Origin of the sequence: Duganella sp. HH101 (genome assembly GCF_001758795.1) — a bacterium.
Taxonomy (GTDB): domain Bacteria; phylum Pseudomonadota; class Gammaproteobacteria; order Burkholderiales; family Burkholderiaceae_D; genus Rugamonas; species Rugamonas rivuli.
The window spans coordinates 538,794-562,745 of sequence record NZ_LRON01000001.1 but is presented as its reverse complement, the minus strand read 5'-3'; the positions used below and the strand labels follow the sequence as shown (position 1 = coordinate 562,745).

The following is a 23,952-nucleotide window of genomic DNA, read 5'->3' as shown; positions in this document are numbered from 1 at the left end:
ATGCAGACGCGCTGGTCCTTCCTGATCTCGTTCGCCGAGAAATACACCTTGCTGGTGCTGAACACGGTTGGGACGATGATACTGGCGCGGCTGCTTACGCCGGCCGAGATCGGCGTCTACGCCATCGGCGCCGTGCTGGCCGGCCTGGCGCAGGCGGTGCGGGATTTCGGCGTGGGGCCTTACGTGATTCAGGAAAAACAGCTGACCGAGGAAAAGCTGCGGGCGGCGCTGGGCACCAGCTTGTGCGTCGCATGGTCGCTGGCGGTGGTGGTGCTGCTCAGCAGCGGCCTGGCCGCGCGCTTCTACCGCGATCCGCGCTTGAACATGGTGCTGCAACTGTTGTCCATCAATTTTCTGCTGATCCCTTTCAGCTCGCTGGCCTTGCCGTATCTGCGGCGGCAGATGCGGTTTTCGGCGATCTTTGGGATCAACATCACCAGCAGCTTGACGCAGTTGCTCGTTTCCGTTGGCTGCGCGTGGCTCGGGTATGGCTATTTGAGCCTGGTGTGGGGCGCCGTCGCCGGCACCGTCGGCGCGCTGATGGCGAGCATCTGCTGCTGGCCGCGCGGCTTGCCCTGGCTGCCGGCGCGGCGCGGGATGAAGGCGATATTGTCGTTTGGCTCCATCTCCACCGCAGGCAGCGTTATCGACGAGCTCGGCATCGCAGCGCCGGACCTGATCATCGGCAAGATGATGGGTGTGGCCGAGGTCGGTATTTTCGGCAAGGCGCAGGGGGTGGTGAATGTGTTCAACCAACTGGTGACGAGCGCCATCTCGCCGGTGATCTTTCCACTGTTTTCGGCGCAGGCGCGCGCGGACGGCGACTTGCGGCCGGTCTACCTGACCACGGCCAGCTACATGACGGTGCTGGCCTGGCCGTTCTTCGGTTTTGTGGCGATCATGGCGCCGGACGTGGTGCGGGTGCTGTACGGCGACCAGTGGGACGCATGCGTCCCATTGATACGCGTCATATGCCTGTCGAGTGCCTTGTATAGCATGTTCAGCATGGCGCGATATCTGTTCGTGGCGATGGGGGCTGTGCGTACACAGACCAAACTTGAAGCGTTGTCGGTGCCGGTGCGCGTGGTTGCCGTGCTGCTGGCGGCGCCATTCGGCCTGGAGTGGGTGGCCTGGGCCGTGGTGGCCGGCGCGGTGTTCAGAAGCTGCTGGACGTTTCTGTATCTGCGGCGGCTGGCGGGTTTGCAGCTGTGGGCTTTGCTTGCCGCGGTCAGGTGCAGCGCGCTGGTTGCGTCCGTCAGCCTGTGCGGGCCGTTGATGCTGGTCGCCTGGTATCCGATGCAAGCGGCGTACGCGGTGAACCAACTGATGATCGCGGCGCTGTCCGCCTTGCTGCCGTGGCTGGCGGCGGTACTGTGCTTCCGGCACGAACTGGCCGCCGAATGCACGCTGGCGGGACGCAAGGCGTGGGCAATGCTCGGCAAATAAGGGATCGTATATGCGCATAGGCGTCCTGTCATATCCCATGTTGTTCCAGCGCGAGGGCGGCCTGCAGGTGCAGGTGCGCTCGACGCTCGATGCCTTGCAGGCGCAGTCCGCGCCGGGGCTGGAGGTGGAATTGGTCGATCCCAATCGCCAGCGCCTGGATCAGTTCGATCTGATCCACGTGTTCTCTGCAATCAACGGCAATCACCGGCTGGTGGAGCTGGCTGCCGACCTCGGCGTGCCGGTCGTGCTGTCGGCCCTGCTGTCTCCGGGCTGGACGAGGATGGACGGCATGCGCGCCAGGCTGGCGGACCGCCTGACCGGTCGCCTGACGGGGTGGACCGTGCAGACCAGCTACGCGCAGACCAAGCGCGCCTTGCAGCTGGCGCAGTTGGTGATCGCGCTGGGGCCGGCGGAGCGTGACGCCATCGTCAGCGCGTTTCATACGCCGCAGGCCAAGATACGCGTGCTTCCCAACGGCATCAGCTCTCATTTCTTCGGTGCGCGGCAGGAGGAGTTCCGGCGCTGCACGGGATTGACCGGGCCGTTTGTACTGATGGTGGGGGCGATCTCTCCCTACAAGAATCAGCTGGGGCTGGTGCACGCGCTGGCATCGACGGAATTGCCGGTGGTATTGATCGGCAGGGCGCAACGCCAGCACCAGAATTATCTGCAGCAGCTGCTGGCGGCGCCACGGGTGCGCTGGCTGGGCCAGCTGGAACATGACGATCCCTTGTTGGCCAGTGCCTACGCCAGCGCTTCGGTGCTGGCCTTGCCCAGTCACGGCGAAGTATTCCCGCTGTCGGTACTGGAGGCCTTGGCGGCGGGCACGCCGGTGGTGATGACGAACGAGAGCGCGCTCAACCTTCCCGATAGCAGCTTCGCCTTGCGTCAGTTGCCTTGGGATGATGCGTCGGGCCTGCGGCAAGCCGTGCTGGAACTGCTGGGCAATCCGCCGGACCGGGTGGCCGTGCGGGCGCTGGTCGAACGCTATAGCTGGCAGCGCGTGGCCGAACAAATGGTCGCCTGCTACACCGAGCTGTATCACAGAACGCGGCGGGAACAGGGGACGCGCCGTGCTGTTTAATTCTTCGGGATTCTTGTTCCTGTACCTGCCGCTCGTGCTGGCCGGGTACGCCTTGCTGGCGCGCGCGCGGCCGCGCTGGGCTGCCGGGTGGCTGGCGCTGGTGTCGCTGTTTTTCTACGGCTATTGGAATGTGCGCTATCTGCCGCTGCTGATGGCGTCGATACTCTTCAACTACTGGGTCGCTGGACGCATGCTGGCGGCCGTCGCGGCGCGGCGCAGACGCTGGCTGGTGTTCGCGCTGGCGGCCAATCTGGCTTTGCTGGGGTATTACAAGTACGCGAATTTCTTTATCGGCAGCATCAATGCGCTGGCGGGCGCGCATCTGCAGGGCTGGGAGGTACTGCTGCCGATCGGTATCTCGTTCTTCACTTTTACGCAGATCGCCTTCCTGGTCGATTGCTATCGTGGGCTGGCCGGGGAGTATCGCCTGGTGCACTACACCTTGTTCGTCAGCTATTTCCCGCACCTGATCGCGGGGCCGGTGCTGCATCACAGGGAGATGATGCCGCAGTTCGAACGGCCGCCCGGCTTGAACGCGGCCGATGTGGCGGTGGGCTTGTCGATCTTTGTCGTCGGCCTGGCCAAGAAGGTGTTGCTGGCCGATCCCTTGTCGACGCTGGCCGGCCCGGTGTTCGCCGTGGATGCGCACCCGCAGCTGGTGGAGGCCTGGATAGGCGCGCTGGCCTACGCCTTTCAGCTGTATTTCGACTTTTCCGGCTACTCGGATATGGCGATAGGCTTGTCGCGGCTGTTCGGCGTCAAGCTGCCGCTCAACTTCAACTCCCCGTATCAAGCCGCGAACATCGCCGAATTCTGGCGTCGCTGGCACATGACCTTGTCCCGCTTCCTGCGCGACTATCTGTACGTGCCGCTGGGCGGCAATCGCCATGGCCGCTATCGCAACCTGATGTTGACCATGCTGCTGGGCGGCTTGTGGCATGGGGCAGGCTGGTCGTTCGTGGTGTGGGGCGGCTTGCATGGCGTGTATCTGATGGTGTATCACGGCTGGGTCGCGCTGGCGGGGCAGGGGCCGCCGCGCTGGTGGGGGCGGATGCTGACCTTTTTCACGGTGCTGGCCGCATGGGTGGTGTTCCGCGCGCCGGACCTGTCGACCGCCGGCGATATCCTGCTCGCCATGGTGGGAGGCAATGGTGTGGCCTTGCCGCACGGACTGGAAGCGTACGCATCCTATTTCCCGGCTGGCTGCAGTTTCGGGGGGATACGCTGGATCGACTTCAGCGGCGTCGCGGTGCCGGCGTTGCTGCTGGCCATGGTCCTGGCCTTTGCCGCGCCGAACACGCAGCAGATTTTTCGCCACTACGCGCCGTGCATCGAGCAACTGCTGGCTACGCCAAACCGCTTGCTGTGGAGCTGGCGCCCGCACAGTTACTGGAGCCTGGCGTTTTCCATGCTGTTTCTCGCCTGCGTGTTCAGCATGAACCGGGTCAGCGAATTCCTCTATTTCCAATTTTGATCATGGATCCGCGCAGTTACGTTACCGTCTTTTGTGGCAGCAGTGCGCTGGTGATCGGCACGGTGACGATGTTGAATTATCTGGTCGATCCCTACCTGACCCATCAATGGCAGACGCCGCAAGTGCTGCGCTTGCAGCCGGGCCGGGAAAAATTGAGCGCCTGGGGCAAGACCTACGCGCTGGCCAAGTTCAAGCCCGCCGTGCTGTATGTCGGCAATTCCCGTACCGAGCTGGGCCTGCCTCCGCGCGCGATGGCCTTTGCCGGCCAGGATGTGTTCAATGGCGCGCTGTCGGGCGCGTCGCTGGGCGATGCGATGGCGATGGTGCGCCACGCGGCGCAGGTCGGGCAGCTGAAAACCGTGGTCTGGGGCATCGATGCGCCATCGTTTTCCATGGAGATCGGCAACACGGACTTCGACCGCGAACTGGTGGCCGACGGCCCGCTGTACCTGTGGCGGCGCGGGCTGCTCAACGCCAGGCGGGCGTTGAGCTTCGATATGACGGCCGATTCCATCCGTTTGCTGCGCGGCACCTTTGGCAGTGCCTGCCATTCGAGTCTGGCGTTGTATGGCCAGCGCGACGGTGTCTGCGTGCGCGACCGTATCGACAGCCTGGGGGGAACCGGCGCGGCCGTGGCGCCCAGAGTCCGCGAATTCATCCGTGGCGCGGGGCCGACCGCCGAGGCGACCGCGGCATTGGACCGCAGCGTGGCCGCCCTGTGCAAGGCCGGGACCGTCATTCGGCTGTACATCAACCCCACGCACGCGATGACGATCGACGGCTTGTACTGGGCCGGAAAATGGCCGGCGATGGAAGCCTGGCAGACCGGCCTGGCGGAGCTGGCGCAGCGGCATCGTTCGGCGGGCTGCGATGTGCGCGTCCATGATTTTTCCGGCTTCAACAGCGTGACCACGGAGGCCGTTCCCCAGGTCAGCAAGCAGTCCGATATGCTGTACTACTGGGAAACGTCCCACTACCGCAGCAATGTCGGCGCCATGATCCTGGCGCGGATGTTCGGAGGCGGCGAGGCGCAGGCCGATTTCGGCGTCGAACTGCGGAGCGACAACGTGGCCGCCCATCTGGCCAGGATGCGCGCCGCGCGCGAGCGCTATCACAGCGCGCATCCCGAGGAGACCCGTATCGCGCGCGCCTTGGCGGCGGAGCGCTAGCCGACCCGCAGCACGGCGCAGCCTTTTTCGCAGCCCGGGGACGATTGCGCCAGTTTCGGAAACTCCTCGCGCCAGCGGCGCAGGATGGCTTGCTCGTCCGGCCGCGCGGCGTCGTCGAGGTAGACGGCGGCGCCGGCGGCCAGGCGGGGAAACAGCAGCGGACCGGCCGGATAGCGCGCCTGCGCGCGGGTGGCCTGCGGCGGCCCGTCGATCACCAGCAGATCGAAGCTTGGCAGCGCGGGCAACTGCGCCAGGTCGTACCACGGCCAGGATAGGCCGTCGAGGTCGTAGGGCGTCAGCGGCGCGTCGATGACGGTGGCGAAATCCTGCAGGCCGTGGCGGCGCAGTTGGGCGCGGGTCTGCGCGGCGAAATGCACGTCGTGCTCCAGGCTGTAGACCTTGCCGCCGCCGTTCAACTGCATGCAGCGCGCCAGCACCAGGGTGGAAACGCCGCTGCTGCACTCCAGCACAGTCGCCTGCCGCAGGGTGCGCGCATGGCGGGCCACTTCCAGCAGAAAGTCGGGCGACGCGGCCCAGCCCCGCGTCGGCGGCAGGCTGTGGCGGAGATCGAGTTCGATGTACAGACCTTGCAGGGCCTCCAGCTGCCGGAACAGGCCGGCCTGGTCGTGGTGCGCCTGGTCGCGCACGTCGTACATCATGATGTGCATGCTGCGTAGCTTGTGCAGCGCATAGAGCGAGATCGCCAACAGCAAGCTCAGCGCGGTGTAGGAAAGGATGGGCATGGGACCTCCGGCTTCAATGGGGCGAAACTTTGCTGATGACGTAGCGGTGCTTGCCCGACGCTTCCGCCGGGATGGCCTTCACCTCGTCGATCAGTATCTCGACGGACGCCCCCAGCCTGGCACGGAACTGGCTGATGATGCTCAGCCGAAGGGCCGGCGGCAGTCCGCTCACGCTGACCAGCAGCACGCGGGTGGTGTCCAGGCTTTCCTGGATGATCTTGAAGGCGCGCACTTCGGGCAGGTCGCGCAGCACGTAGATCAGCGCCAGGCCATGCATGACGGTGCCGTCGCGCGCCACGACGAAATCGGTGACGCGGCCTTCGACGCGCTTCAGCAGCGGCAGGCCGCGCCCGCAGGGACAGGGGCGGGTGTCGAGCGCGCCGACGTCGCCGGTGGCGTAGCGGATGAAGGGGAAGTCGCGGCTGGCCAGGTGCGTCACGAGGATGGCGCCGCTGTCGCCCGGCGCGACCGGAGCGCCCTGGCCATCGACGATTTCGATGATGACGTCTTCGGCGGTGATGTGCATGCCGCCTTCCGGACATTCGTGGGCGAGGAAACCCGCGTCCCGCCCGCCGTAGCCATTGGCGACCGGGGCGGCGAAGGCTCGCTCCAGCAGCGCGCGTTGTTCGTCGTACAGGCGTTCGGCAGTAACGAACACTACCTTGACGCCCAAGCCGTCCAGCGCAATCCGGCGGCTGTGTGCGTGCCGGACCAGCAGGCACATGGCCGACGGGTAGCCGAACAGCATGGCGGGGCGCAGGCGTTGCAGCCGGCCCAGGTAGTCGTCCAGGCGGGCGGCCGACAGGTCGAAGGCCGGCAGCAGCAGGCTGCGCAGCAGACGGTCGCGGCGCATGCGCCAGCGGTCCTGCGCGTTCAGTTCGATGGGAGAGCCCCACATCAACGCTTCGCGGTCGCCGATGTCGACGCCCCACCAGCGCGTGGCCCGCCACTTGGCGGCGACGTCGTGGCTGACGCGGTCCTTGCCCTGGAAGAAAATCAGCGGTTCGCCGCTGGAGCCGCCGGTGTTGAAACGTCGCAGCGGACCGGCGTTTTCGGCGACGAAGTCGTCGCGATGGCGGTTGATTTCAGCTTTGTTCAATATGGGCAGGCAGCGCAGGTCGCGCAGGTCGTGGACGCGGTTGGCGTCGAAGTCGAGGCGGGTGTAGAGCTGCCGGAAGTAAGGCACGTGCTCGGAGGCATGCAGCAATAGCGCGCGCAGGCGTTGCAGCTGCAACGCTTCCAGTTGCTGCGGCGACCACCATTGGCTGCGCTCCATGTTCCGCCGCAGGCCGACGCTGCGGTGCCGCTTGAGCATTTCGTGCACGGGGAACAGCAGGGTGGATACCAGCGCCGTGTAGCCGAAGGCGGGCGGGCGCTTCAACACGAGCCGGTATTGCGCCATCAGCAGCGGAGCGACCTGGGGCCAGGCGTAGCGCCGGGCCGCCTGTCTGCCCGCGCTGGCGAGCGACCACGCGCGGGACGGATGCTGGAGCACGGACAGCATGGCCTGCGCCATCGCCGCCGGGTCTTGCGGCGGAACGAGCACGGCGTTGATCTGGTCGCGCACCAGATGCGGAACGCCGCCGACGCCGGTGCTGACGACCGGCACGCCGCTGGCCCACGCTTCCAGGATGGAAATCGGCTGGTTGTCGGCCAGGCTGGGGTTGAGCGCCAGATCGCAGAGCCGGTATTGTCCGGCCATGGCGGCATTGTCCAGCTTGCCGGCGAAGTGCACCGCATCGCTGACGTCCAGTGTCTGCGCCAGTTGCTGCAGCCGCTGCAGCTCGGGACCTTCGCCGCAGATGGTCAAGTGGGCGTGCGGCAGGCTGCGACGGACGATGGCAAAGGCGCGCAAGGCCGTCGCATGGTCGTACAGCGGCTCCAGGTGGCGGGCGATCAGGATGGAAGCATGCGGCGCGGCGCAGTCCGACGGCCGGAACTGCGCCAGGTCGACGATGTTGGGGACGATGCGCGCGCTCACGCCATGGCGCGCGAAGACGTCGGCGAGGAAGGTGGACGGCACCACTACCTGGTGCGCGCGCCGCATGGTGAAGCGGACCAGTGCGGCCCGGCGGGCCAGGAAGGCTGCGGCCTCTCCACCGCGATAGTTGAGCAGTACGCCTTTGCCGCGCAGGCGGGCGATCCAGATGGCCGGCGCGGCGTGCAAGTGCCATGACCAGCCGGAGTTGGCCATCACGTGGACGACTTGCGCCCGGCCGGCTGCGCGCCACAAGCGCCACAAATACGGGGGAAGGCGCAGCGCGGCGCGCAGTCCGCGCAGGGATGCGGCCCAGGCCGGCCCCCACGGCGGGTTGACCTGCACCACATCGACCTGGGCGCCGGTGTCGCGCAACAGGCTGGCCAGCTGCGCGGTCTGGTTGGCCATGCCGCCGGCAGGGGGCGGCAGCGGTCCAACCAGCGCGATCCGCAGACCGGCGATACCGTCCGGCGTGGCGCCGGCGTCGCGCCCCGCTGGCGCGCTCATGGCGCCTGCGCGCACAGGCGCTGGTAGATGGGCGCGTAGCGCGCAACGCTGGCGGGCCAGTTGCGCTCGCGCTCGACGTAGGCGCGGGCTTGCCTGCGCAGCGCCGGCCAGGTTTCCGCATGGCGCAGCAATTGCAGCAATTGCAGCGTCAGCGACTGCGCGTCGCCGGCCTTGAACAGCAAGCCGGTCTTGCCGTGCTCGATCAGTTCGCGGTGGCCGCCGACGTCCGAGGCCAGCACCAGCCGCCCCTGGGCCATCGCTTCGAGCGGCTTGAGCGGCGTGACCAGCTCGGTCAGCCGCATCGGCAGGCGCGGGTAGACCAGGATGTCGGTGAGCTGGTAGTAGTCGGCGATGCGCTCGTGTGGGACACGGCCGGCGAACTTGACGGTGGCGCGCAGGTCCAGCCGGTCGACCAGCGCGCGCAGCTCGGCTTCCTGCGGCCCGCCGCCGACCAGCAGCAACTGCAGGCGCGGCGCGTCGTTCAGCAGCCGTGGCAGCGCGGCGATCAGCAGCGCCAGGCCTTCGTAGGCGTAGAAGGAGCCGATGAAACCCAGCACCGGTCCATCGCCCAGGCCCAGGCCAAACGCGGGCGCCAGCGGGTGCATGGCGGGCGGGGGCGGCAGTCGGCTGCTCTCGACCGCGTTCGGTATCACGGTCACTTTGGCGGCGGGGATGCCGCGGGCGACGATGTCGCTGCGCAAGCCTTCGCAGATGGTGGTGATGGCGTCGGCGCGGTGCAGCACGTAGTTTTCCAGCGCGCGCGTGAGCCGGTAGCGGACACCGCCGGCGCGGCTGGTGCCATGGTCGGCGGCGGCGTCCTCCCAGAAGGCGCGGATTTCGTAGACCACGGGGATGCCCAGCGCGCGCCCGGCGCGCAGCGCCGCCAGGGCGGTCAGCGCGGGCGAGTGCGCATGCAGGATGTGGGGGCGGATCCTGGGCGCGATCTGCAGCAGGCGCCGGTGCAGGCCGGCGACCACGCTCCATTGCCGCATGAGCGGCAGGCGCGACCACCAATTGCGCAGCGGCGGCGTGCGGTAGAAATGCCAGCCGTCGACTTCCTGCTCGCCCGGGCCGGCGCCTTGCTTGGCGCTGGTCAGGTGGGTGGTGTGCCAGCCCAGCGCGCGTTGCTGGCGCAGGATAGCCAGCGTGCGGAAAGTGTATCCGCTGTGCAGCGGCAGCGAATGGTCGAGGATGTGGAGCACGCGCATGGTCATGCCGCCTTTCGTGCGCAGTTGCGCGGCGCGGCGGCCGGCAGCTGCCGCAGGAACGATTCGAACATCAGCAGCGACCACAGAGGGGCGCTGTGGTCGGCGCGGCCGGACAGGTGCTGCGCGACCAGTCGCTGGACCTGGTCGGGATTGAACAGGCCGCAATCGGCCAGCACGGGACTGGCGAGGCTGCGCTCCAGGTGGCTGCGCAGCGGTCCGCGGAACCAGTCCGCCAGCGGCACGGAGAAGCCCATCTTGTTCCGGTACAGTAGTTCCTTCGGCAGATGCCGCTCCAGGCCGCGCTTGAACAGGTATTTGCCGGTGGCGCCGCGCAGCTTCAACTCCGGCGGCAGGCCGGACACCCATTCCACCAGCGTGTGGTCCAGCAGCGGTACGCGCACCTCCAGGCCGTGCGCCATGCTGGCGCGGTCGACCTTGGTGAGGATGTCGCCAGGCAGATAGGTTTTCAGGTCCAGATACTGCACCCGCGACAGCGCGTGCCCGGAGGGGCAGTTGCGCGCATGGCGGCGCAGCACTTCGGCCGCGTGGTAGTCGCCCAGCTCGCGCTTGAGGCGGTCGCTGAACAGGGCTTTGCGCGTGGCGTCGCTCATGATGCTGACGCTGTGGAAATAGGCCGATACCGCGTCGCGGGCCAGCGCCTCGAAGGTGGTCTTGGCGCGCAGTGGGCGTGGCGCCCAGTCGGCTTTCGGGTAGAGCCGGCCCAGCGTGCCGAACAGCGGTTTGCGCAGGCCGAGCGGCAGCATGGTGCGCCAGCGTTCCTCGTGCAGGTGCCAGCGGTAACGGCGATAGCCGGCGAGGTTTTCGTCGCCGCCGTCGCCGGACAGCGCGACCGTCACACGCCGGCGCGCCAGCTGGCAGACGCGGTAGGTCGGCAGGGCGGAACTGTCGGCGTAGGGTTCGTCGTACAGGCCCGCCAGCTGGTCGACCAGCTCGAAGTCGTGCTGCTCCACGGCCTGCGTGTGGTGGCGGGTGGCGTAGCGCTCGGACACCAGCTGCGCGTAGGCGGTCTCGTCGAAGCGGGGATCGCCGAAGGAAATCGAGCACGTGTTGACGGGCTGCCTGGATTGCTGCGCCATCATCGCCACCACGGCGCTGGAATCGACGCCGCCGGACAGGAAGGCGCCCAGCGGCACCTCGGCCACCAGACGGATGCGGACGGCCTCGCGCAAGCGTTCCAGCAATTCGTCGGCGGCCTGGGCTTCGCCGTACTGCGCCTGGGCCTGGGCGGCGAACGGGATATCCCAGTAGCGCCGTGGCTGGGCCAGCGGCTGGCCTTTGCGCAGCAGCAGCGTGTGGCCGGGCTCCAGCTTGCGCGCCTGGCGGAAGATGGTGCGCGGTTCGGGGATGTAGCCGTAGGCGAAATATTCTTCGACCGCCAGCGGGTCCAGCTCGCGCCGCAGGCCGTCGTGCGTCAGCAGGGCCTTGAGTTCGGAGGCGAACAGCAGTTGGCCATCGTCGAGCACGGCATAGTGCAGGGGCTTGACGCCGAGCCGGTCGCGCGCGAGGAACAGGCTTTGCTGCCGGCGGTCCCACAGCCCGAAGGCGAACATGCCGCGGAAGTGGTCGACGCAGCGTTCGCCCCATTGCTCCCAGGCGTGGACGATGACCTCGGTGTCGCACTGGGTGCGGAAGGCGTGGCCGTAGTGCTGCAGCTCGCGCATCAGCTCGCGGTAGTTGTAGATCTCGCCGTTGTAGACCACGGCCACGCTGTGGTCTTCGTTGAACAACGGCTGCTGGCCGCCGCTCAGGTCGATGATCGACAGGCGCCGGTGGCCGAGGGCGACGCCCGGTTCCAGGTGGACGCCGCCCTGGTCTGGGCCGCGGTGGAACTGGATGTCGGTCATGGCGCGCAGCAGGCCGGCGTCGATGTCGGTGTGGTGGTGGAGGTCGTAGATTCCGGCGATGGCGCACATGGCTATCCTTTCATCGATCGCGTTGCGGTGGGGCGGCGAGGGAATCGTAGACGGCCAGGTAGGCATCGGCCATCGCGATCAGGCTGTACTCGGCCAGCACGCGGCGGCGGCCGCGCTGGCCGTGGCTGGCGGCCAGCGCGGGCAGGCGGTAGTAGTCGTGGATGGCGTCGGCCAGCATGGCCGGCGATCGGGGCGGCACCAGCGTGCCGGTCCAGCCGCTGTGCACCAGGTCGGGATTGCCGCCGACGTCGGTGGCCACCACCGGCAAGCCGCTCGCCATCGCCTCCAGGATGGTGTTGGACGTGCCTTCGGCCAATGACGGCAGGACGAACACATCCATCGCCCGCATCAGTTGCGGCACGTCGTCGCGGGTGCCGGGCAACCAGGCCAGCTCTTCCATGCCGGCCTGGCGCAGCAGGTCCAGACAGGCCTGGCGGCAAGGGCCGTCGCCGGCGATGAGCAGGCGCAGGCGGTTGCGCGGCAATGCGTGCTCGGCGATCAAGAGGAGGAAGGCTTGCACCAGCGCCAGATGATCCTTGACCTCGGCCATGCGGCCGACGCTGCCGATGACGTAGGCGTCCTCGCACAGGAAGCCGGCGGGGCCGACGGCGGCGGTCGGGCCCAGCCTGGGATGGAACTGCAGGCTGTCGACACCGTTGCCGATGTGGGTGACGTGTTGCGGCCGCGCGCCGATGGTGCCGATCAGCCAGGCTTCCAGGTCTTTGCTGACGGCGATGAAATGCCCGATCAGCGGCCGCAGCAGTTTGCGCAGGCAGCGGTATTTGAGGCTCAGGCCGTGCAGGTCGTCGATGTCTCGGCCGTGCTCGCCGTGCACGCGCAGGCGCACGCCGGCGCAGGCCGCCAGCAGCTGGCCTTCGATGCCGGACAGGTTGCGGGTGTGGATCAGCAGCGGGCGCAGGCGTTTGAGCGTCTGGAACAGGCGCAGATAGTGGCCCCAGTCCTTGCCGTCGCGCTTGTTGATGCTGATGATTTCCACGCCAGGGCGCTCGATGCGCAGGTGGTAGTCGGTGTAGTCGCGCAGGCAGACGATGGCGTGCCGGTAGCGGCCCGGCGGCAGGTGGTTGATCAGGTTGATCAGGCCGTTTTCCAGGCCGCCCACGTCCAGGCGGTGGATCAGGTGCACGATCAGCGGCGCGGCGGCCATCTCAGTGTCGGGCAACATGGGCGAGTCCTTGATCGATGGCGGGCAGCATGTCCGACAGCAGGCGCTGCATGGGGATGGCGGCCTGGGCCGGTTGTTCGTCGTAGCGGGCGACCAGTGCGATCTCGGCGCCGTCGTCGTCCGCGCCCAGCAACTTGCTGCGGGCCAGCAGCAGCTTGACCAGCAGCGGGCTGGCGGTGTCGCGGCCGGCGGCGCGGTACCAGCGCCACACCAGCAATTTGACGTCGCCGGCCTGCACGATGGTTTGCCGGACGGTCACGCGGCGCCGGGCCAGGTCGATCTGGCGGGTGGAGTCGGCCAGTTCCTTCCAGTGCGGGCTTGCGGACGGCGGCGTTTTCCACACTGGCGTCAGTATTTCCCTGTCCTTGGACTGGTGGCGGTACCAGGTCAGTTGCAGCGCGACCTGGTGGACGCCGTCGCTGTAGTTGGCGCTCCAACGTTGCGGCTCGCCTGCATGGGGGATGAGCCAGTCGCCGGCCGACAGCTCGCCGGCCTGCCATGGCGCCGGCGGCGGCGCCAACGACAGCTGCGCTTGCTGCTGCGCCATCGGCGGCGCGCGCAGCGTGAAGTAGGCCAGCGGCGGCCAGACCGCGGCCACCGCCATGCCGGCCAGCGTCGCCCCGATCAGCGCTGCCGGACGGGCCACCTGAAGTTGGACTGGTGGATGCACGGCAGTCTGCGGCGGCGGCGTGACATCGTCCCGCCAGCGGGCGCCAACCCAGAACATCAGCGCCGAGACCAGGCCAAAGAACAGCCAGCCGTAAATCAAATGGTCGATGCCGACGGCCAGCGTCATGTTGCTGCAATGGCCGACCAGTACGATGAGGAAGGCGCGCAGGCCGTTGGCGACGATGGGCAATACCAGGGCCACCGCGACGAAGGCGGCTTGCCGGAGGCGGCTGCGGTAACTCAGGTGGGCGTACAGTGTGCCGAGCGCAACCGATGCGATCAGATAGCGCAGGCCGCTGCACGCTTCGACGACGGACCAGCTGCCGCTCGGCAGGGACAGGACGTTGTTGTCCTGGAAGACGGGTATGCCCACCAGCTGCAGCGCGCCTACCGTGAAGGCGGCGGTGAATTCGATCAAGGGCGGGATGAAGACTTCGCCGAAGGGCACGGCAAGCAGCAGGTAGGCCAGCGGAAAAGCGATGGCGCGCGCGTAGCGCCGGCCCTGCACCAGCACCACGGTCGCGACGACCATGAGGACCAGGCAGTATTGCTGCAACACCGGCACGTTGGCCACCGTGGCGAGGAACCAGAGCGCGCCCAGCATTGCGAGAGGCAGCAGCATGAGCGGCGAAGGATGGCGCGGGCAAGCGGCGAGCCCGGCGCGTTGGCGCCATACCAGCCAGACACAGACCGGCGACACCAGCAGGCCATGGGCGAAGGTTGGGGAATGCCACCACAGGTTGGCCATGGCGGCGGCCGTCGTCCAGTGGGTAGCGACCAGGCCGGTGAGCGCGAGCAGCAGGCAGGCGTGCGCCCGGTGCATATCGGGACGGGGCGGCGGGACGGGTACCGGCGCCGTGACGGGCGACAGCGCGGCGGTCATGGCGCCGGCTCCGCCTGGGATGGATGGGACTCGGTAACGCCCAGCACGACGCCCAGCCGTTGCAGGTTCTTCCCCCATTGGTAGTCGTTCAGCACCCGCTGGCGGGCGGCCGCGCCGAGCTCGTCGGGGTTGCGCAGCTGCCGGCCGACGTGGTGGATGAATTCGGCTGCGCCGGCGGCACAGATCAGGTCTCGTCCTGGCACGGCGGAAAGGCCTTCCAGCGCCTGCGGCGTAGCGATCACTGTTTTCCCCATCGCCATCGCTTCCAGCACTTTGTTCTGTATGCCGCGCGCGATCTGCAGCGGAGCCACCGCGAGCGCCGCATGATGCAGGTAGGGCCGGATATCGGCTACGGTGCCGCTGACGTGGATGCCCGGTTGGCGCGTCAAGGCTTGCACTGCCGGGCTGGGCCGGGAGCCGACGATGTGGAACTGCAGGTCGGGGAATTCTTGCCGCAGTGCCGGCATGACGTGTCCGGCCATCCAGACCACCGCTTCGACGTTCGGCGGGTAGTCCATGGCGCCGGTGAACACCAGCACGCGGGCGCTGTCGTAGGGATCGGCGAAGCCCGGTTGCGGGGAGAAATAGCTGCTGTCGACACCGTTGTTGAAGTAGCCGGTCTTGTGGGCCGATTCCGGCGCGCGCAGGCGGAACAAGGCGGCTTCGGCGCGGGAGACCAGCAGCACCTGGTCAAAGCTGCGGGCGGCGGCGCGTTCGAACTCCAGCAGGCGGCGGCCTTCGCGCCGGTACAGCGCGGACGACGGCCAGCGGCGATGGTCGGCGTAGTTCTGCCATTTTTCCGAGTCGACATCGACCAGATCCAGCACGCGGTGCAGCGGGCCATGTGGGGTGCGCGCGGGCAGGTATTGCGCCATGGGACCGGAGAAGGCCATGGCGATGTCGATGCGATGCCGGCTCAGCGTGCCTTTGACCCAGTCGCGCAGCTCGGGGTGGCGGTAGTAGGCGATGCTGAGCGCGTCGCCGCGCCACAAGGCCGGCAGGCTCGCGACGCGGGCAAGGCGCGGGTGCAGGCGGACGAAGCAGCTACTGGCGCAGTCGGTGGCCAGGTGGGCGGCGTGGGCCTGGTCGGCGGCGTCGTCGATGAAGCTGCCCAGGTGGACGCGGAAGTGGCGTTGCAGGTAGCGCAGGACGTGATAGGCGCGTATCTTGTCGCCCTTGTTGGGAGGGAATGGGATACGGTGGGTCAGATACAGCAAGTCGCGCATGACGCTACCCCAGCTGGCGCACGATGTGCGGCCCGAGTGCGTTCGCCACCGGCAGCGGCAACAGGCGCCAGGCCCGTATCAGCAGTTGCAGGCGCGGGTTCAGCGGCTGCACGTCGGCCAGTTTTTTGCCGCGATGCAGCTGATAGTCGTAGCGCAGCGGCTGCGGCGCGAAGCCCCAGTTCTTTTTGAACGCGAACGAGCCGGTGCCGTACTTGCTGCGGCCGAAGTCGAACAGCCGGCGGCCGCGCTCGACGGCGCGGCGCATCACTTCCCAGTACATGAAGTCGTTGCCGGCGAGCGCGCGGGCGGCGTCGCCGCCACCGCCGTAGTAGGGCAGGATTTCATCGCGAAAATGAAAGCTCATGACGGAGCAGATGGCTTTGCCGTTTTGCAGCACGCTGAGGATTTCGCAGTCGTCGCCAAAGGCTTGCTGCAGCGCGCGGAAGTAGCGGCGGCTGAACACCGGCGTCCCCAGCCTATGCACGCTGGCGGCGTAGTTATCGTAGAAACGGTCGGGCTCGGCGTCGATCACGCTGACCAGCCCGGCGGCCATGCCTTTGCGGACCATGGCGCGCTGTTTGCGCGGAATAGCGAGCAGGTTTTGTTCGTGGTCCGCGCTCAGCGGCTTGCGGAAGGTGGCGTACAAGTCCTTATGCAGCCAGTCCGCGTGGATGGACTGCTGGTGGCGGTATTCCAGGTGATCGACCCGCAGGCGGCGCGCAAGCTGCTGGGCGGCGTGGTCGAGCTCGGCTGCGGCGCCGTCGTCCAGCGCGGCGATGCCGCCGTAGACGCAGAAAGGCAGCGAGCACAAGGTGTTGCCGAACAGGCGGCTGTTGACCTGGGCCAGCGGCAGGACGGCCTGCATCCGGCCGGCCGACTCGGCGTACAGATACCAGGTGGGATGGCCGAAAACGTCCTCGATCACTTGCTGCCAGCCGGCGCGGTGGAAGAACGTGGCGCCGGGGCAGCGCTGAACGAAGTCGTCCCAGCGCGCGCGATCATGCGTTCCCAGCTGTGCGACGCTCCATTGCATCATGCGCTCCCCAGAAAGATGCGGTCGATCCGGTCCCACGAGAAATCGTGCAGCAGGCGGGCGATGCGGCCTTCCATCCTGTGCAGGTTCAGATAGTGCCGAAACCTGGTCTTGAGCGCGATGCCGCGCTGCCGGGGTTGACCGGGATCGAGTTCCCACGGATGAAAATAGAATATGCCAGCCTGGCCGTCGGCCGAATTGATGCGTCGCAAGGCCCAGCGCGAGGCGGCGTAGGGCAGCAGGCGGAAGTAGCCGCCGCCGCCGGCCGGCCAGTTGCGCCCCAGCATGCGCACGGTGCTGACCGGCAGTTCCAGCACGCCGTGCGCGCCGCGCGGCCGCCAGGCGAAGCGCGCGCCGTCGGGCATGCCGTAGTGGTCGTGGCGGATCGGATAGATGCTGGAACTGTAGCGGTAGCCCGCCGCCCGCAGGCTGTCCAAGGCCCACAGATTGTCGGCGCCGATGGAGAAACTGGGGGCGCGATAGCCGAGCACGGCTTGTCCGGTCAACTGTTCCAGCAGCTGTTTGCTGCGGCTGACGTCGTCCAGGAATTGCTCGGGCGTTTGCTCGCTGGCGCGCCGGTGGGCGTAGCCGTGGCTGGCGATTTCATGGCCGGCGTCGGCGATGCCGCGCACCAGGGCGGGATAGCGTTCGGCGATCCAGCCCAGCGTGAAGAAGGTGGCGTGGGTTTGCCGCTGGGCCAGCAGCGCGAGGATGCGTTCGACATTGGCTTCGACGCGGCAAGGCAGCGCGGCCCAGTCGGCAGGCCGGATATGGCCGGCGAAGGCGGATACCTGGAAGTAATCCTCGACGTCGATCGACAGGGCGTTGCGCATCAGCGATCATCCTGGTTGTCCAGCCACAGGCCGATGTGGTCCGCGATGCGTTCGGCGGCGCGGCCGTCCCATAGTTGCGGAATGCGGCCGGCCTTGCCGCCGTAGCGCAGGATGTCGCGGCTGAGCGCCAGGATGACGGACGGGTCGCGGCCGGCGATGGCGTTGCTGCCCTCGGTGACGGTGACGGGGCGCTCGGTGTTGTCGCGCAAGGTGAGGCAGGGCACGCCGAGGGCGGTGGTTTCCTCCTGCACGCCGCCGGAATCGGTCAGCACGACGCGGGCATGCTGCATCAGGCCCAGCATGTCGCGATAGGATTGCGGCGGCAGGCAGGCGACGCGCGGCGTGTCCAGCAGACCGCCGAGTTCATGGAGCTGCAGCATCGCGCGGGTGCGGGGATGCAAGGGGAACAGGACGGGCAGGTCGGCGCTGAGCTTGACGATGGTTTCGATCAGCGTGCGCAGGCGGCGCGGATCGTCGACATTGGACGGACGATGCAGCGTCAGCAGCGCATAGCTGCCGCCGTGGTCGACGAAGCCGGCCAGATGCGCCTGCCGCAGCACCTCCCGCAGCGGCGTGGCGTGGGGCAGTTCGTGCCGCAGCGTGTCGACCATCACGTTGCCGACGAAGTGGATGCGCGCCGGCGATATGCCCTCGCGCTGCAGATTGCTCGTGCCGCTGGCCTCGCTCGTAAACAGCAGCGTGGACAGCTGGTCGGTGAGCAGGCGGTTGATTTCTTCCGGCATCGCGCGATCGTAGCTGCGCAGGCCGGCCTCGACGTGGAAGACCGGTATCTGCTTCTTGGCGGCCGTCAGTGCGCAGGCCAGGGTCGAGTTGACATCGCCGACCACCAGCACGGCGGCCGGCGCGGCTTGCTCCAGCACCGGCTCGAAACGCTGCATGACCTGTGCGGTCTGCTGCGCGTGGCTGCCGGAGCCGACCTGCAGGCGGAAATCCGGCGCCCGCAGCGCCAGCGTGGTGAAGAATTCGCCATCCATGTTGTCGTCGTAGTGCTGGCCGGTGTGCACCAGCACGGTTTCCAGCTGCGGCAGGGTGCGCGCCAGTGCGCGCAGGATGGGCGCCATCTTCATCAGGTTGGGCCTGGCGGCGACGACGCAGACGATGCTTGGCATGGTGGACTCCTCTAGAACGCGACCATCAAGGCCGCGCCGATGCCGTTTTCGCGGTAGTTGCCGCCGGCATTGCTGGTGTGGCGGACATGCCGGAGATCGACGCTGGCGCTGACCTTGGGTTGCAGCTGATGGGTCAGGGTCAGCGTCAGTGCGGTGTTGCGGTCGCTGCGGCCGGTGGTCAGCGATTCCGCGCGGCTGTGGCTGGCGCCGACCGTGAGGTTGCTGCGGGGCGACATGCGCCAGTTCCAGCCGGCCTGGGCGGCGCTTTGGCGGGTGCGGTCTTCCAGCGCCAGTTCATCCGGGCCCAGCAAGGGGCTGTCGATGGCGCTGCTGGTTTGCGCCGTGCGCTGCGTGGTCGACAGGTTGAACGCCAGCGCGCTGCGCGGGCCGCTGTACACGGTCGCCAGCCGCCAGTCCTTTTGCAAATAATAGCGATGGCTGAAGAAGTTGACGTTGCCATCCGGCCCCAGCATCTGCGAGATCAGCAGGAAGACCTTGATGGTTTGCAAGCGCGTCTGCGGATCGGGAATGCGGGTGGCCCACAGCTGATACAGGAAATCGCTGAGGCCGGTGGGTGGAATGCTGAGAAATTCGCCGTGGGTGGTGGTGATGTTTTCGTTGTAGTTGAGCGTATAGGCCATGCTGCGCAGGCGGTATTCGGCGTCCAGGTTGTAGGTGTTGCCGAAGAAACGGCGGCCCACGCTGGCGGAAACCCGGGTGCGCGGCGACGGCGTCCAGTTGCCGCCCAGCGAGCCGTAGCGGCCCTGCGGTTGCTTGCCGGTGGAATGGTAGTCGTTTTTTTCATAGCCGCCGGTGACGAAGGTGGACAGGCGGCTGTTGACGGGATAGCTCAGTGTCAGCGCGGTGTCGCTCATGGTCACGGGCGGCAGCACGGCGTCGTCGATGTTTTTCCGGTCGGCGCGCAGATCCCAGTTCCAGCCCTGGCCGCCGTTGTCACCGGTCAGTTGCAGATTGAGGCCGTCGCTGCGCACGCCGAGCAGGCGGCCGCTGCTGACGCGCTGGTAGTCGTAGCGCAACTGGGCGGTCGCCAGTCCATGGAAGTAGTGGCGCAGGACCGGGCTGATGCTGGTGGTGCGCACGGTGCTGCTGTTGCCGGTGGTCTGGCTAGGGTCCAGCAATTGCGGGCCGAAGGCCGACATGTTTTGCTGGCTGATGCCGGCGCGGGCGTCGATCGACAGCCAGTCGCGCACGAGGTCGGCGTGGCCGCTGGCGTCGAGTTGCTGGGTGCTGCGGTCGGCCTGGCGGGTGTGGAGGATCTTCTGCACAGAATAGTCCATCCGCAGTGCGAGGCCGGGTCCGTTGGCGTCGACGGCAATGCCGGGCGACACTTCGGTGGTGAATTCGCCGCGGGCCTGGCCGGGCGGCGCCAGGTTCATATTGTCGGTATAGGACAGGCGCGTGCGCACCGACGGCACGAGGGTCCATTCGGCCGGTACGGCGCAGGCCGGCAGCGACAGCAACACCAGTATGCTCAAGCGATAGGGGGCGCCGTGCGGAGCCAGGTTAATCATAATAACCATAGTATTCGCCGCCCGGGAAGGCCTTGCTTTTGTTGTAGATCAGGCTGACGTGCGGGCACTGTTCGATGTGGCGCAGCGCTTCCTTGACGGCATGCTGGCTGGTGGTTTCGGACTCGACCACCATGACGATCTGCCCCATCTGCGCCGCCAGCACGCTGGCCTCCGTGGTCATCAGCAGGGGTGGCGAATCGAAGATGACGATGCGGTCGGCGTAGCGTTCGGCGATCTCGGTCAGCAGCCGGCTCATGCTGCGGCTGGCCAGCAGTTCCGTGGCGTGCTTGTTGGCGCGGCCGGCCGGCAGGATGCTCAGCGTGGCGACATTGGTGCGCAGGATGACGTCGGACAGTTCGGTTCGTTCGCGCAGCAGGATGTCCATCAGGCCGGGCTCGGCAGGCAGGCCCAGCACCTTGAGCACCGAAGGCCGTGCCACGTCGGCGTCGACCAGCAGCACGGTGATGTCCATTTCCATCGCGATGCTCATCGCCAGGTTGACGGCGCAGTAAGTCTTGCCTTCGCCGGGCAAGGCGCTGGTGACGACGATCAGGTTGCCGTGCCGCAGGGCCGCGACATCGTGGTCGCCGCGCGCGTTGCGCAGCAGCGGCCGCTTGATGATGCGGAAGTCCTCGGCCACGGCCGTGCGTCCGCCATCGTGCGTCACCATGCCCAGCTGGTGCAGGCGTTCGAGGTTGATCTCGATATGGCGCGGGGCGCCGCCCTGGTGCATCGCTTGCTCGCTTGATTGCTCCATACGCTACTCCTAGTATCGCAACGCGGCCACCGCCAGGACGGCGCCATAAGCCACAAACAGGCAGGACAGGGCGGTGCCGAAGGCATAGCGGCCGCGCCGGCGCTTGATTTTCTGATTCTCGGTCCAGTTCATCGACACCGTGCCCAGCACCGGCAGGCCGGTGCGCTCGCGCAATTCGCTGGGACTGAGGAAGGTGGGCCGCACCTGGCTGATCAGCAGGGCCGCGGCCACGCCCGTCAGCAGCGCGGCGCCGAGCACCAGACTGGACAGCAGAATCCGGTTGGGGCCGACCGGCGTCAGCGGAATGGTGGGGGGATCGATGATCTTGAAGGTCATCATGTCGGTGGCGGAGCTCAGTTCGCCGGACAGCTTGGCGGCCTCGCGCCGGCCGATCAGTTTTTCGTAGTTGTCCTTGTTGATCAGGTAGTCGCGGTTCAGCTGGGCCAGCTCGGACTCGACTTCCGGCACGGCGTTGGCCTGCGCCAGCAGGCGCTGATGGCGGGCCGCGTACTCCTGCACGCGGGCGCTGATGGCCGCGACCTTGGCGTCGGCCTCGGTCTGCGCCACCTTGAGCTGTTGCAACATGGGGCTGTAGTTCTTGCCCAGATCGCCGGCGGGCTTGAGTTTGCTTTCCTCGACCTTGCGCGCTTCCAGCTGGGCCACGAGCCGCTTGGCGGCGACGATGTCCGGATGCAGCTCGGTGTACTGCATGCGCAGGGTGTCGAGGTTTTTGTTCAGCGCGGAGATACGGCTGTCCAGCTCGGGGTTGTCGATGCTGGCCGGATTCAGGTCGGCGCCCAGCACCGGTTCGTCGCCGCTGACCTGGCTGCGGATGGCGTTGCGCGCCTGTTCGGCCTCAACCAGCTCCAGCTTGGCGGTATTGAGCGCGTCGGACGACTGCATCAGCTGATTGCTGTAGTCCACGCCCTGGCGGGGCAGCAGGCCGTTGTTCTTGAGCTTGAACTCCTTGACCGAGTTTTCCGCTGCGATCAGCTTGTCTTCGTAGGCCTTGATCTGGTCGTCGATGAATTGCACGGCTTTCTTGGTTTCACCGTTCTTGCCCTTGAAACTGCCTTCGACAAATATGGTCAGCAGCGATTGCACGACGTCGCGCACCAGTTTGGGATTGCGGTTGTTGTAGGTGATGGTGTAGATGTCGTAAGTGCCGGTGCCGCCGATCTTAATCTTGCTCATCAACTCGTCCAGTTGCTGCTCGTGATCGCGCGGGGTCTTGGCGTTCAAATCCAGGTCCACCATGCGCATCACGCGTTCGACGTTGGGACGGCTCAGCAGGGTGCGGCTCATGATGGAGACTTGCTGCTCGACGTTGGGCACGCTGGTCATGCCGGACAGCAGCGGCTTCAGGATGCTCTGGGTATCGACAAACACCCGCGCCGAGGTCTGGTAATCGTCGGGCAGCGTGGCGACCTTGGCCCAGCCGGCGACGGCAACCAGCCACATGACGGCGATCGCGTGCCATCGATATTTCCATATCCCCTGCATGCTGATTAACAACTGGCTAATCATCTGCTCCATGGCACGGTTTCTCCGCTGGTCTGGGGGTAAGTGAAGCTAAATTATATGGCTCGAACAATGCGGATTTTTCTTAACTGGGCAGTAGTTGAGACAGATCAAGCAGAGGCGGGCGGCTTTTCTGAATCATGGAAGCCAGACTATTCAAGCGGGAGACGACATGCATCCTATTCTGCGTATGGCCTTGTCGGCCGGGCTGGTGCTGCTGGCCGGATGTGCGCACCGCGCCGTGCTGCTGCCTGAAGAAGCGGTGGCTCCGCAGGGCGACTATCTGATCGGCGCCGGCGACGTCATCAGCATCAATGTCTGGCGCAATCCCGAGGTCTCGGCCAGCGTGCCCGTCAGGCCGGACGGGAAGATCACCACGCCGCTGGTCGAGGACCTGCAGGCGGCCGGCAAGACGTCCACGCAGTTGGCGCGCGATGTCGAGAAGGCGCTGGAAAAATACATACAGCAACCGATGGCGACGGTCATCGTCACCAGCTTCGTCGGCCCGTACAACCAGCAGATCCGGGTCATCGGCCAGGCGGCCAAGCCGCAGGCGCTGCCTTACCGGCAAGGCATGTCGCTGATGGATGTGCTGATCGCGGTGGGCGGCATCACGGATTTCGCCTCGGGCAACAAGGCCAACATCATCCGCACCGTGAACGGCGCGCGGCAAAGCATACCGGTGCGGCTGCAGGACCTGTTGCGCGATGGCGATATTTCTGCCAATGTTGCGGTGCTGCCGGGCGACGTGCTGGTGATCCCGGAAGGCTGGTTCTGAAACGAACAAAAATATTTTGATTGTTGGGGAACTTTTCATCCAAAAGGCAGGTCTGAAGAGCATGAGCCCAGTTTGTCCGTTTTCGGCAGCTGGCCGACAGACCTGACAGGATGCCAACCGTGCAATATGACGACGCAATAGTTTCTTTTGAAGCCGGTCCAGGCCTGCGCGACCTCGTGGTCGGCGAAGGCGTAGCCAATCAGGAATTGGACCATACCTTAGACCAACAGATCTTCCATATCCGCATGGCCAACTCGCAGGGCCGCCGCGAAGCGGCTAGCTTGTTGCTCAAGAAGATGTACGGATGGCGAGGTTACTCGGTCGATCCCAACGCCATTCATGCGCCGAACAAGATCACGCTGTTCGCCGAGACTGGCGGCCAGACGGTGGGAACGATGTCCCTGTGCCTGGACAACGACGAAATCGGCCTGCCGGCCGATGAAAATTTCCGCGACAAGCTGGACGAACTGCGCGAGCAGCAGCGCCGCCTGTGCGAGCCTTCGAAGCTGGCGATCGACAAGGGCGTGTCCAAGCGCGTGTTCGCCGCGCTGATCCACATCTCCTACATCTATGCGCGCAACATCCACGGCTACACCGATTACGTGATCGAGGTGAATCCGCGCCATGTGATGTTCTACAAGCGCATGCTCGGTTTCCGCGACTTCGGCGGCGAGCGTCCGTGCACGCGGGTGGGCGCACCGGCCGTGCTGTTGCGTCTGGAGCTGGAGTATATGGGGGAGCAGATCCGCCAGTTTGGCGGGCTGATGGAGCAGCAGACCACCGAGCGTTCCTTTTATCCGTACTTCTTCCCGACCTGGGACGAGCCCGGTATCACAGGGCGCCTGATCGCGGGTAAGTCCTGAG

General features: G+C 66.6%; 19 protein-coding genes. 6 read left to right on the top strand and 13 right to left on the bottom strand.

Annotation, left to right across the window (positions count from 1 at the left end; genetic code table 11):
* Genes DUGA2_RS02080 through DUGA2_RS02065 form a run of 4 tightly spaced genes read left to right on the top strand, consistent with a single transcriptional unit; the run spans position 1 to position 5,173 of the window.
* Positions 1–1,446, top strand: coding sequence for a lipopolysaccharide biosynthesis protein (locus tag DUGA2_RS02080; protein ID WP_070266942.1), 1,446 nt, complete (start codon positions 1–3; stop codon positions 1,444–1,446).
* 10 nt (positions 1,447–1,456) lie between these two features.
* Positions 1,457–2,530 (top strand): glycosyltransferase, encoded by a 1,074-nt coding sequence (locus tag DUGA2_RS02075; protein ID WP_070266941.1) that lies wholly within the window; start codon positions 1,457–1,459, stop codon positions 2,528–2,530.
* Positions 2,520–4,004 (top strand): MBOAT family protein, encoded by a 1,485-nt coding sequence (locus tag DUGA2_RS02070; protein ID WP_070266940.1) that lies wholly within the window; start codon positions 2,520–2,522, stop codon positions 4,002–4,004. The genes DUGA2_RS02075 and DUGA2_RS02070 overlap by 11 nt, the downstream gene beginning before the upstream one ends.
* Positions 4,005–4,006: 2 nt before the next feature.
* Positions 4,007–5,173 (top strand): hypothetical protein, encoded by a 1,167-nt coding sequence (locus DUGA2_RS02065; protein ID WP_070266939.1) that lies wholly within the window; start codon positions 4,007–4,009, stop codon positions 5,171–5,173.
* Here the strand turns inward: DUGA2_RS02065 and DUGA2_RS02060 are convergent.
* Genes DUGA2_RS02060 through DUGA2_RS02000 form a run of 13 tightly spaced genes read right to left on the bottom strand, consistent with a single transcriptional unit; the run spans position 5,170 to position 22,325 of the window.
* Positions 5,170–5,916 carry a class I SAM-dependent methyltransferase gene (locus DUGA2_RS02060; RefSeq protein ID WP_070266938.1) on the bottom strand — a complete coding sequence of 249 codons (747 nt, stop codon included), beginning with the start codon at positions 5,914–5,916 and terminating at the stop codon, positions 5,170–5,172. The genes DUGA2_RS02065 and DUGA2_RS02060 overlap by 4 nt on opposite strands.
* Before the next feature lie 13 nt (positions 5,917–5,929).
* Positions 5,930–8,401 (bottom strand): glycosyltransferase, encoded by a 2,472-nt coding sequence (locus DUGA2_RS32400; RefSeq protein ID WP_071658838.1) that lies wholly within the window; start codon positions 8,399–8,401, stop codon positions 5,930–5,932.
* Entirely contained in the window at positions 8,398–9,609 is a 1,212-nt protein-coding gene (locus DUGA2_RS02050) for a TIGR04063 family PEP-CTERM/XrtA system glycosyltransferase (protein ID WP_070267098.1), read from the bottom strand. Before DUGA2_RS02050 ends, DUGA2_RS32400 begins: the two co-directional genes overlap by 4 nt.
* 2 nt (positions 9,610–9,611) lie before the next feature.
* Complete coding sequence (locus DUGA2_RS02045; protein WP_070266937.1) at positions 9,612–11,543, bottom strand: XrtA/PEP-CTERM system amidotransferase; 1,932 nt, start codon at positions 11,541–11,543, stop codon at positions 9,612–9,614.
* A gap of 10 nt (positions 11,544–11,553) precedes the next feature.
* Complete coding sequence (locus tag DUGA2_RS02040) at positions 11,554–12,726, bottom strand: TIGR03088 family PEP-CTERM/XrtA system glycosyltransferase (protein WP_070266936.1); 1,173 nt, start codon at positions 12,724–12,726, stop codon at positions 11,554–11,556.
* Positions 12,710–14,278, bottom strand: a complete 1,569-nt coding sequence (xrtA, locus tag DUGA2_RS02035) for an exosortase A (RefSeq protein ID WP_168167747.1) — start codon at positions 14,276–14,278, stop codon at positions 12,710–12,712. Before xrtA ends, DUGA2_RS02040 begins: the two co-directional genes overlap by 17 nt.
* Positions 14,275–15,504, bottom strand: coding sequence for a TIGR03087 family PEP-CTERM/XrtA system glycosyltransferase (locus DUGA2_RS02030; protein WP_070266935.1), 1,230 nt, complete (start codon positions 15,502–15,504; stop codon positions 14,275–14,277). Before DUGA2_RS02030 ends, xrtA begins: the two co-directional genes overlap by 4 nt.
* A 4-nt stretch (positions 15,505–15,508) precedes the next feature.
* Positions 15,509–16,540 (bottom strand): FemAB family XrtA/PEP-CTERM system-associated protein, encoded by a 1,032-nt coding sequence (locus tag DUGA2_RS02025; protein WP_307169309.1) that lies wholly within the window; start codon positions 16,538–16,540, stop codon positions 15,509–15,511.
* Entirely contained in the window at positions 16,537–17,370 is an 834-nt protein-coding gene (locus DUGA2_RS02020) for an XrtA system polysaccharide deacetylase (protein WP_070266933.1), read from the bottom strand. Before DUGA2_RS02020 ends, DUGA2_RS02025 begins: the two co-directional genes overlap by 4 nt.
* A complete protein-coding gene (gene wecB, locus DUGA2_RS02015) occupies positions 17,370–18,500 on the bottom strand; it encodes a non-hydrolyzing UDP-N-acetylglucosamine 2-epimerase (protein ID WP_070266932.1) in 1,131 nt (376 codons plus the stop codon). The genes DUGA2_RS02020 and wecB overlap by 1 nt, the downstream gene beginning before the upstream one ends.
* Positions 18,501–18,511: 11 nt before the next feature.
* Positions 18,512–20,041 (bottom strand): TIGR03016 family PEP-CTERM system-associated outer membrane protein, encoded by a 1,530-nt coding sequence (locus tag DUGA2_RS02010; protein ID WP_083296175.1) that lies wholly within the window; start codon positions 20,039–20,041, stop codon positions 18,512–18,514.
* Positions 20,025–20,789 carry an XrtA-associated tyrosine autokinase gene (locus tag DUGA2_RS02005; protein ID WP_070266930.1) on the bottom strand — a complete coding sequence of 255 codons (765 nt, stop codon included), beginning with the start codon at positions 20,787–20,789 and terminating at the stop codon, positions 20,025–20,027. Before DUGA2_RS02005 ends, DUGA2_RS02010 begins: the two co-directional genes overlap by 17 nt.
* 9 nt (positions 20,790–20,798) lie before the next feature.
* Positions 20,799–22,325, bottom strand: a complete 1,527-nt coding sequence (locus tag DUGA2_RS02000; RefSeq protein ID WP_070266929.1) for an XrtA system polysaccharide chain length determinant — start codon at positions 22,323–22,325, stop codon at positions 20,799–20,801.
* 157 nt (positions 22,326–22,482) lie between these two features.
* Between DUGA2_RS02000 and DUGA2_RS01995 the strand changes: the two genes are divergently transcribed.
* Positions 22,483–23,088: an XrtA/PEP-CTERM system exopolysaccharide export protein gene (locus DUGA2_RS01995; protein WP_070266928.1), complete on the top strand. Its 606-nt coding sequence runs from the start codon at positions 22,483–22,485 to the stop codon at positions 23,086–23,088.
* A 110-nt stretch (positions 23,089–23,198) separates the two neighbouring features.
* The gene (locus DUGA2_RS01990) at positions 23,199–23,951 is read left to right on the top strand and encodes a long-chain N-acyl amino acid synthase (RefSeq protein ID WP_070266927.1); all 753 of its coding nucleotides are present in this window, start codon (positions 23,199–23,201) and stop codon (positions 23,949–23,951) included.
* Position 23,952 lies beyond the last annotated feature (1 nt).

What these genes read in the sequence shown, in the direction of transcription:
- DUGA2_RS02030 (WP_070266935.1), bottom strand. Translation starts at nt 15,504, where the DNA reads ATGCGCGACTTGCTGTATCTGACCCACCGTATCCCATTCCCTCCCAAC.
- DUGA2_RS02020 (WP_070266933.1), bottom strand. Translation starts at nt 17,370, where the DNA reads ATGCGCAACGCCCTGTCGATCGACGTCGAGGATTACTTCCAGGTATCC.
- DUGA2_RS02050 (WP_070267098.1), bottom strand. Translation starts at nt 9,609, where the DNA reads ATGCGCGTGCTCCACATCCTCGACCATTCGCTGCCGCTGCACAGCGGA.
- DUGA2_RS02060 (WP_070266938.1), bottom strand. Translation starts at nt 5,916, where the DNA reads ATGCCCATCCTTTCCTACACCGCGCTGAGCTTGCTGTTGGCGATCTCG.
- DUGA2_RS32400 (WP_071658838.1), bottom strand. Translation starts at nt 8,401, where the DNA reads ATGAGCGCGCCAGCGGGGCGCGACGCCGGCGCCACGCCGGACGGTATC.
- DUGA2_RS02075 (WP_070266941.1), top strand. Translation starts at nt 1,457, where the DNA reads ATGCGCATAGGCGTCCTGTCATATCCCATGTTGTTCCAGCGCGAGGGC.
- DUGA2_RS02005 (WP_070266930.1), bottom strand. Translation starts at nt 20,789, where the DNA reads ATGGAGCAATCAAGCGAGCAAGCGATGCACCAGGGCGGCGCCCCGCGC.
- DUGA2_RS02025 (WP_307169309.1), bottom strand. Translation starts at nt 16,540, where the DNA reads ATGATGCAATGGAGCGTCGCACAGCTGGGAACGCATGATCGCGCGCGC.
- DUGA2_RS02080 (WP_070266942.1), top strand. Translation starts at nt 1, where the DNA reads ATGCAGACGCGCTGGTCCTTCCTGATCTCGTTCGCCGAGAAATACACC.
- wecB (WP_070266932.1), bottom strand. Translation starts at nt 18,500, where the DNA reads ATGCCAAGCATCGTCTGCGTCGTCGCCGCCAGGCCCAACCTGATGAAG.
- DUGA2_RS02010 (WP_083296175.1), bottom strand. Translation starts at nt 20,041, where the DNA reads ATGGTTATTATGATTAACCTGGCTCCGCACGGCGCCCCCTATCGCTTG.
- DUGA2_RS02000 (WP_070266929.1), bottom strand. Translation starts at nt 22,325, where the DNA reads ATGGAGCAGATGATTAGCCAGTTGTTAATCAGCATGCAGGGGATATGG.
- DUGA2_RS02065 (WP_070266939.1), top strand. Translation starts at nt 4,007, where the DNA reads ATGGATCCGCGCAGTTACGTTACCGTCTTTTGTGGCAGCAGTGCGCTG.
- DUGA2_RS02040 (WP_070266936.1), bottom strand. Translation starts at nt 12,726, where the DNA reads ATGTTGCCCGACACTGAGATGGCCGCCGCGCCGCTGATCGTGCACCTG.
- DUGA2_RS02045 (WP_070266937.1), bottom strand. Translation starts at nt 11,543, where the DNA reads ATGTGCGCCATCGCCGGAATCTACGACCTCCACCACCACACCGACATC.
- DUGA2_RS01995 (WP_070266928.1), top strand. Translation starts at nt 22,483, where the DNA reads ATGCATCCTATTCTGCGTATGGCCTTGTCGGCCGGGCTGGTGCTGCTG.
- DUGA2_RS01990 (WP_070266927.1), top strand. Translation starts at nt 23,199, where the DNA reads ATGCCAACCGTGCAATATGACGACGCAATAGTTTCTTTTGAAGCCGGT.
- xrtA (WP_168167747.1), bottom strand. Translation starts at nt 14,278, where the DNA reads ATGACCGCCGCGCTGTCGCCCGTCACGGCGCCGGTACCCGTCCCGCCG.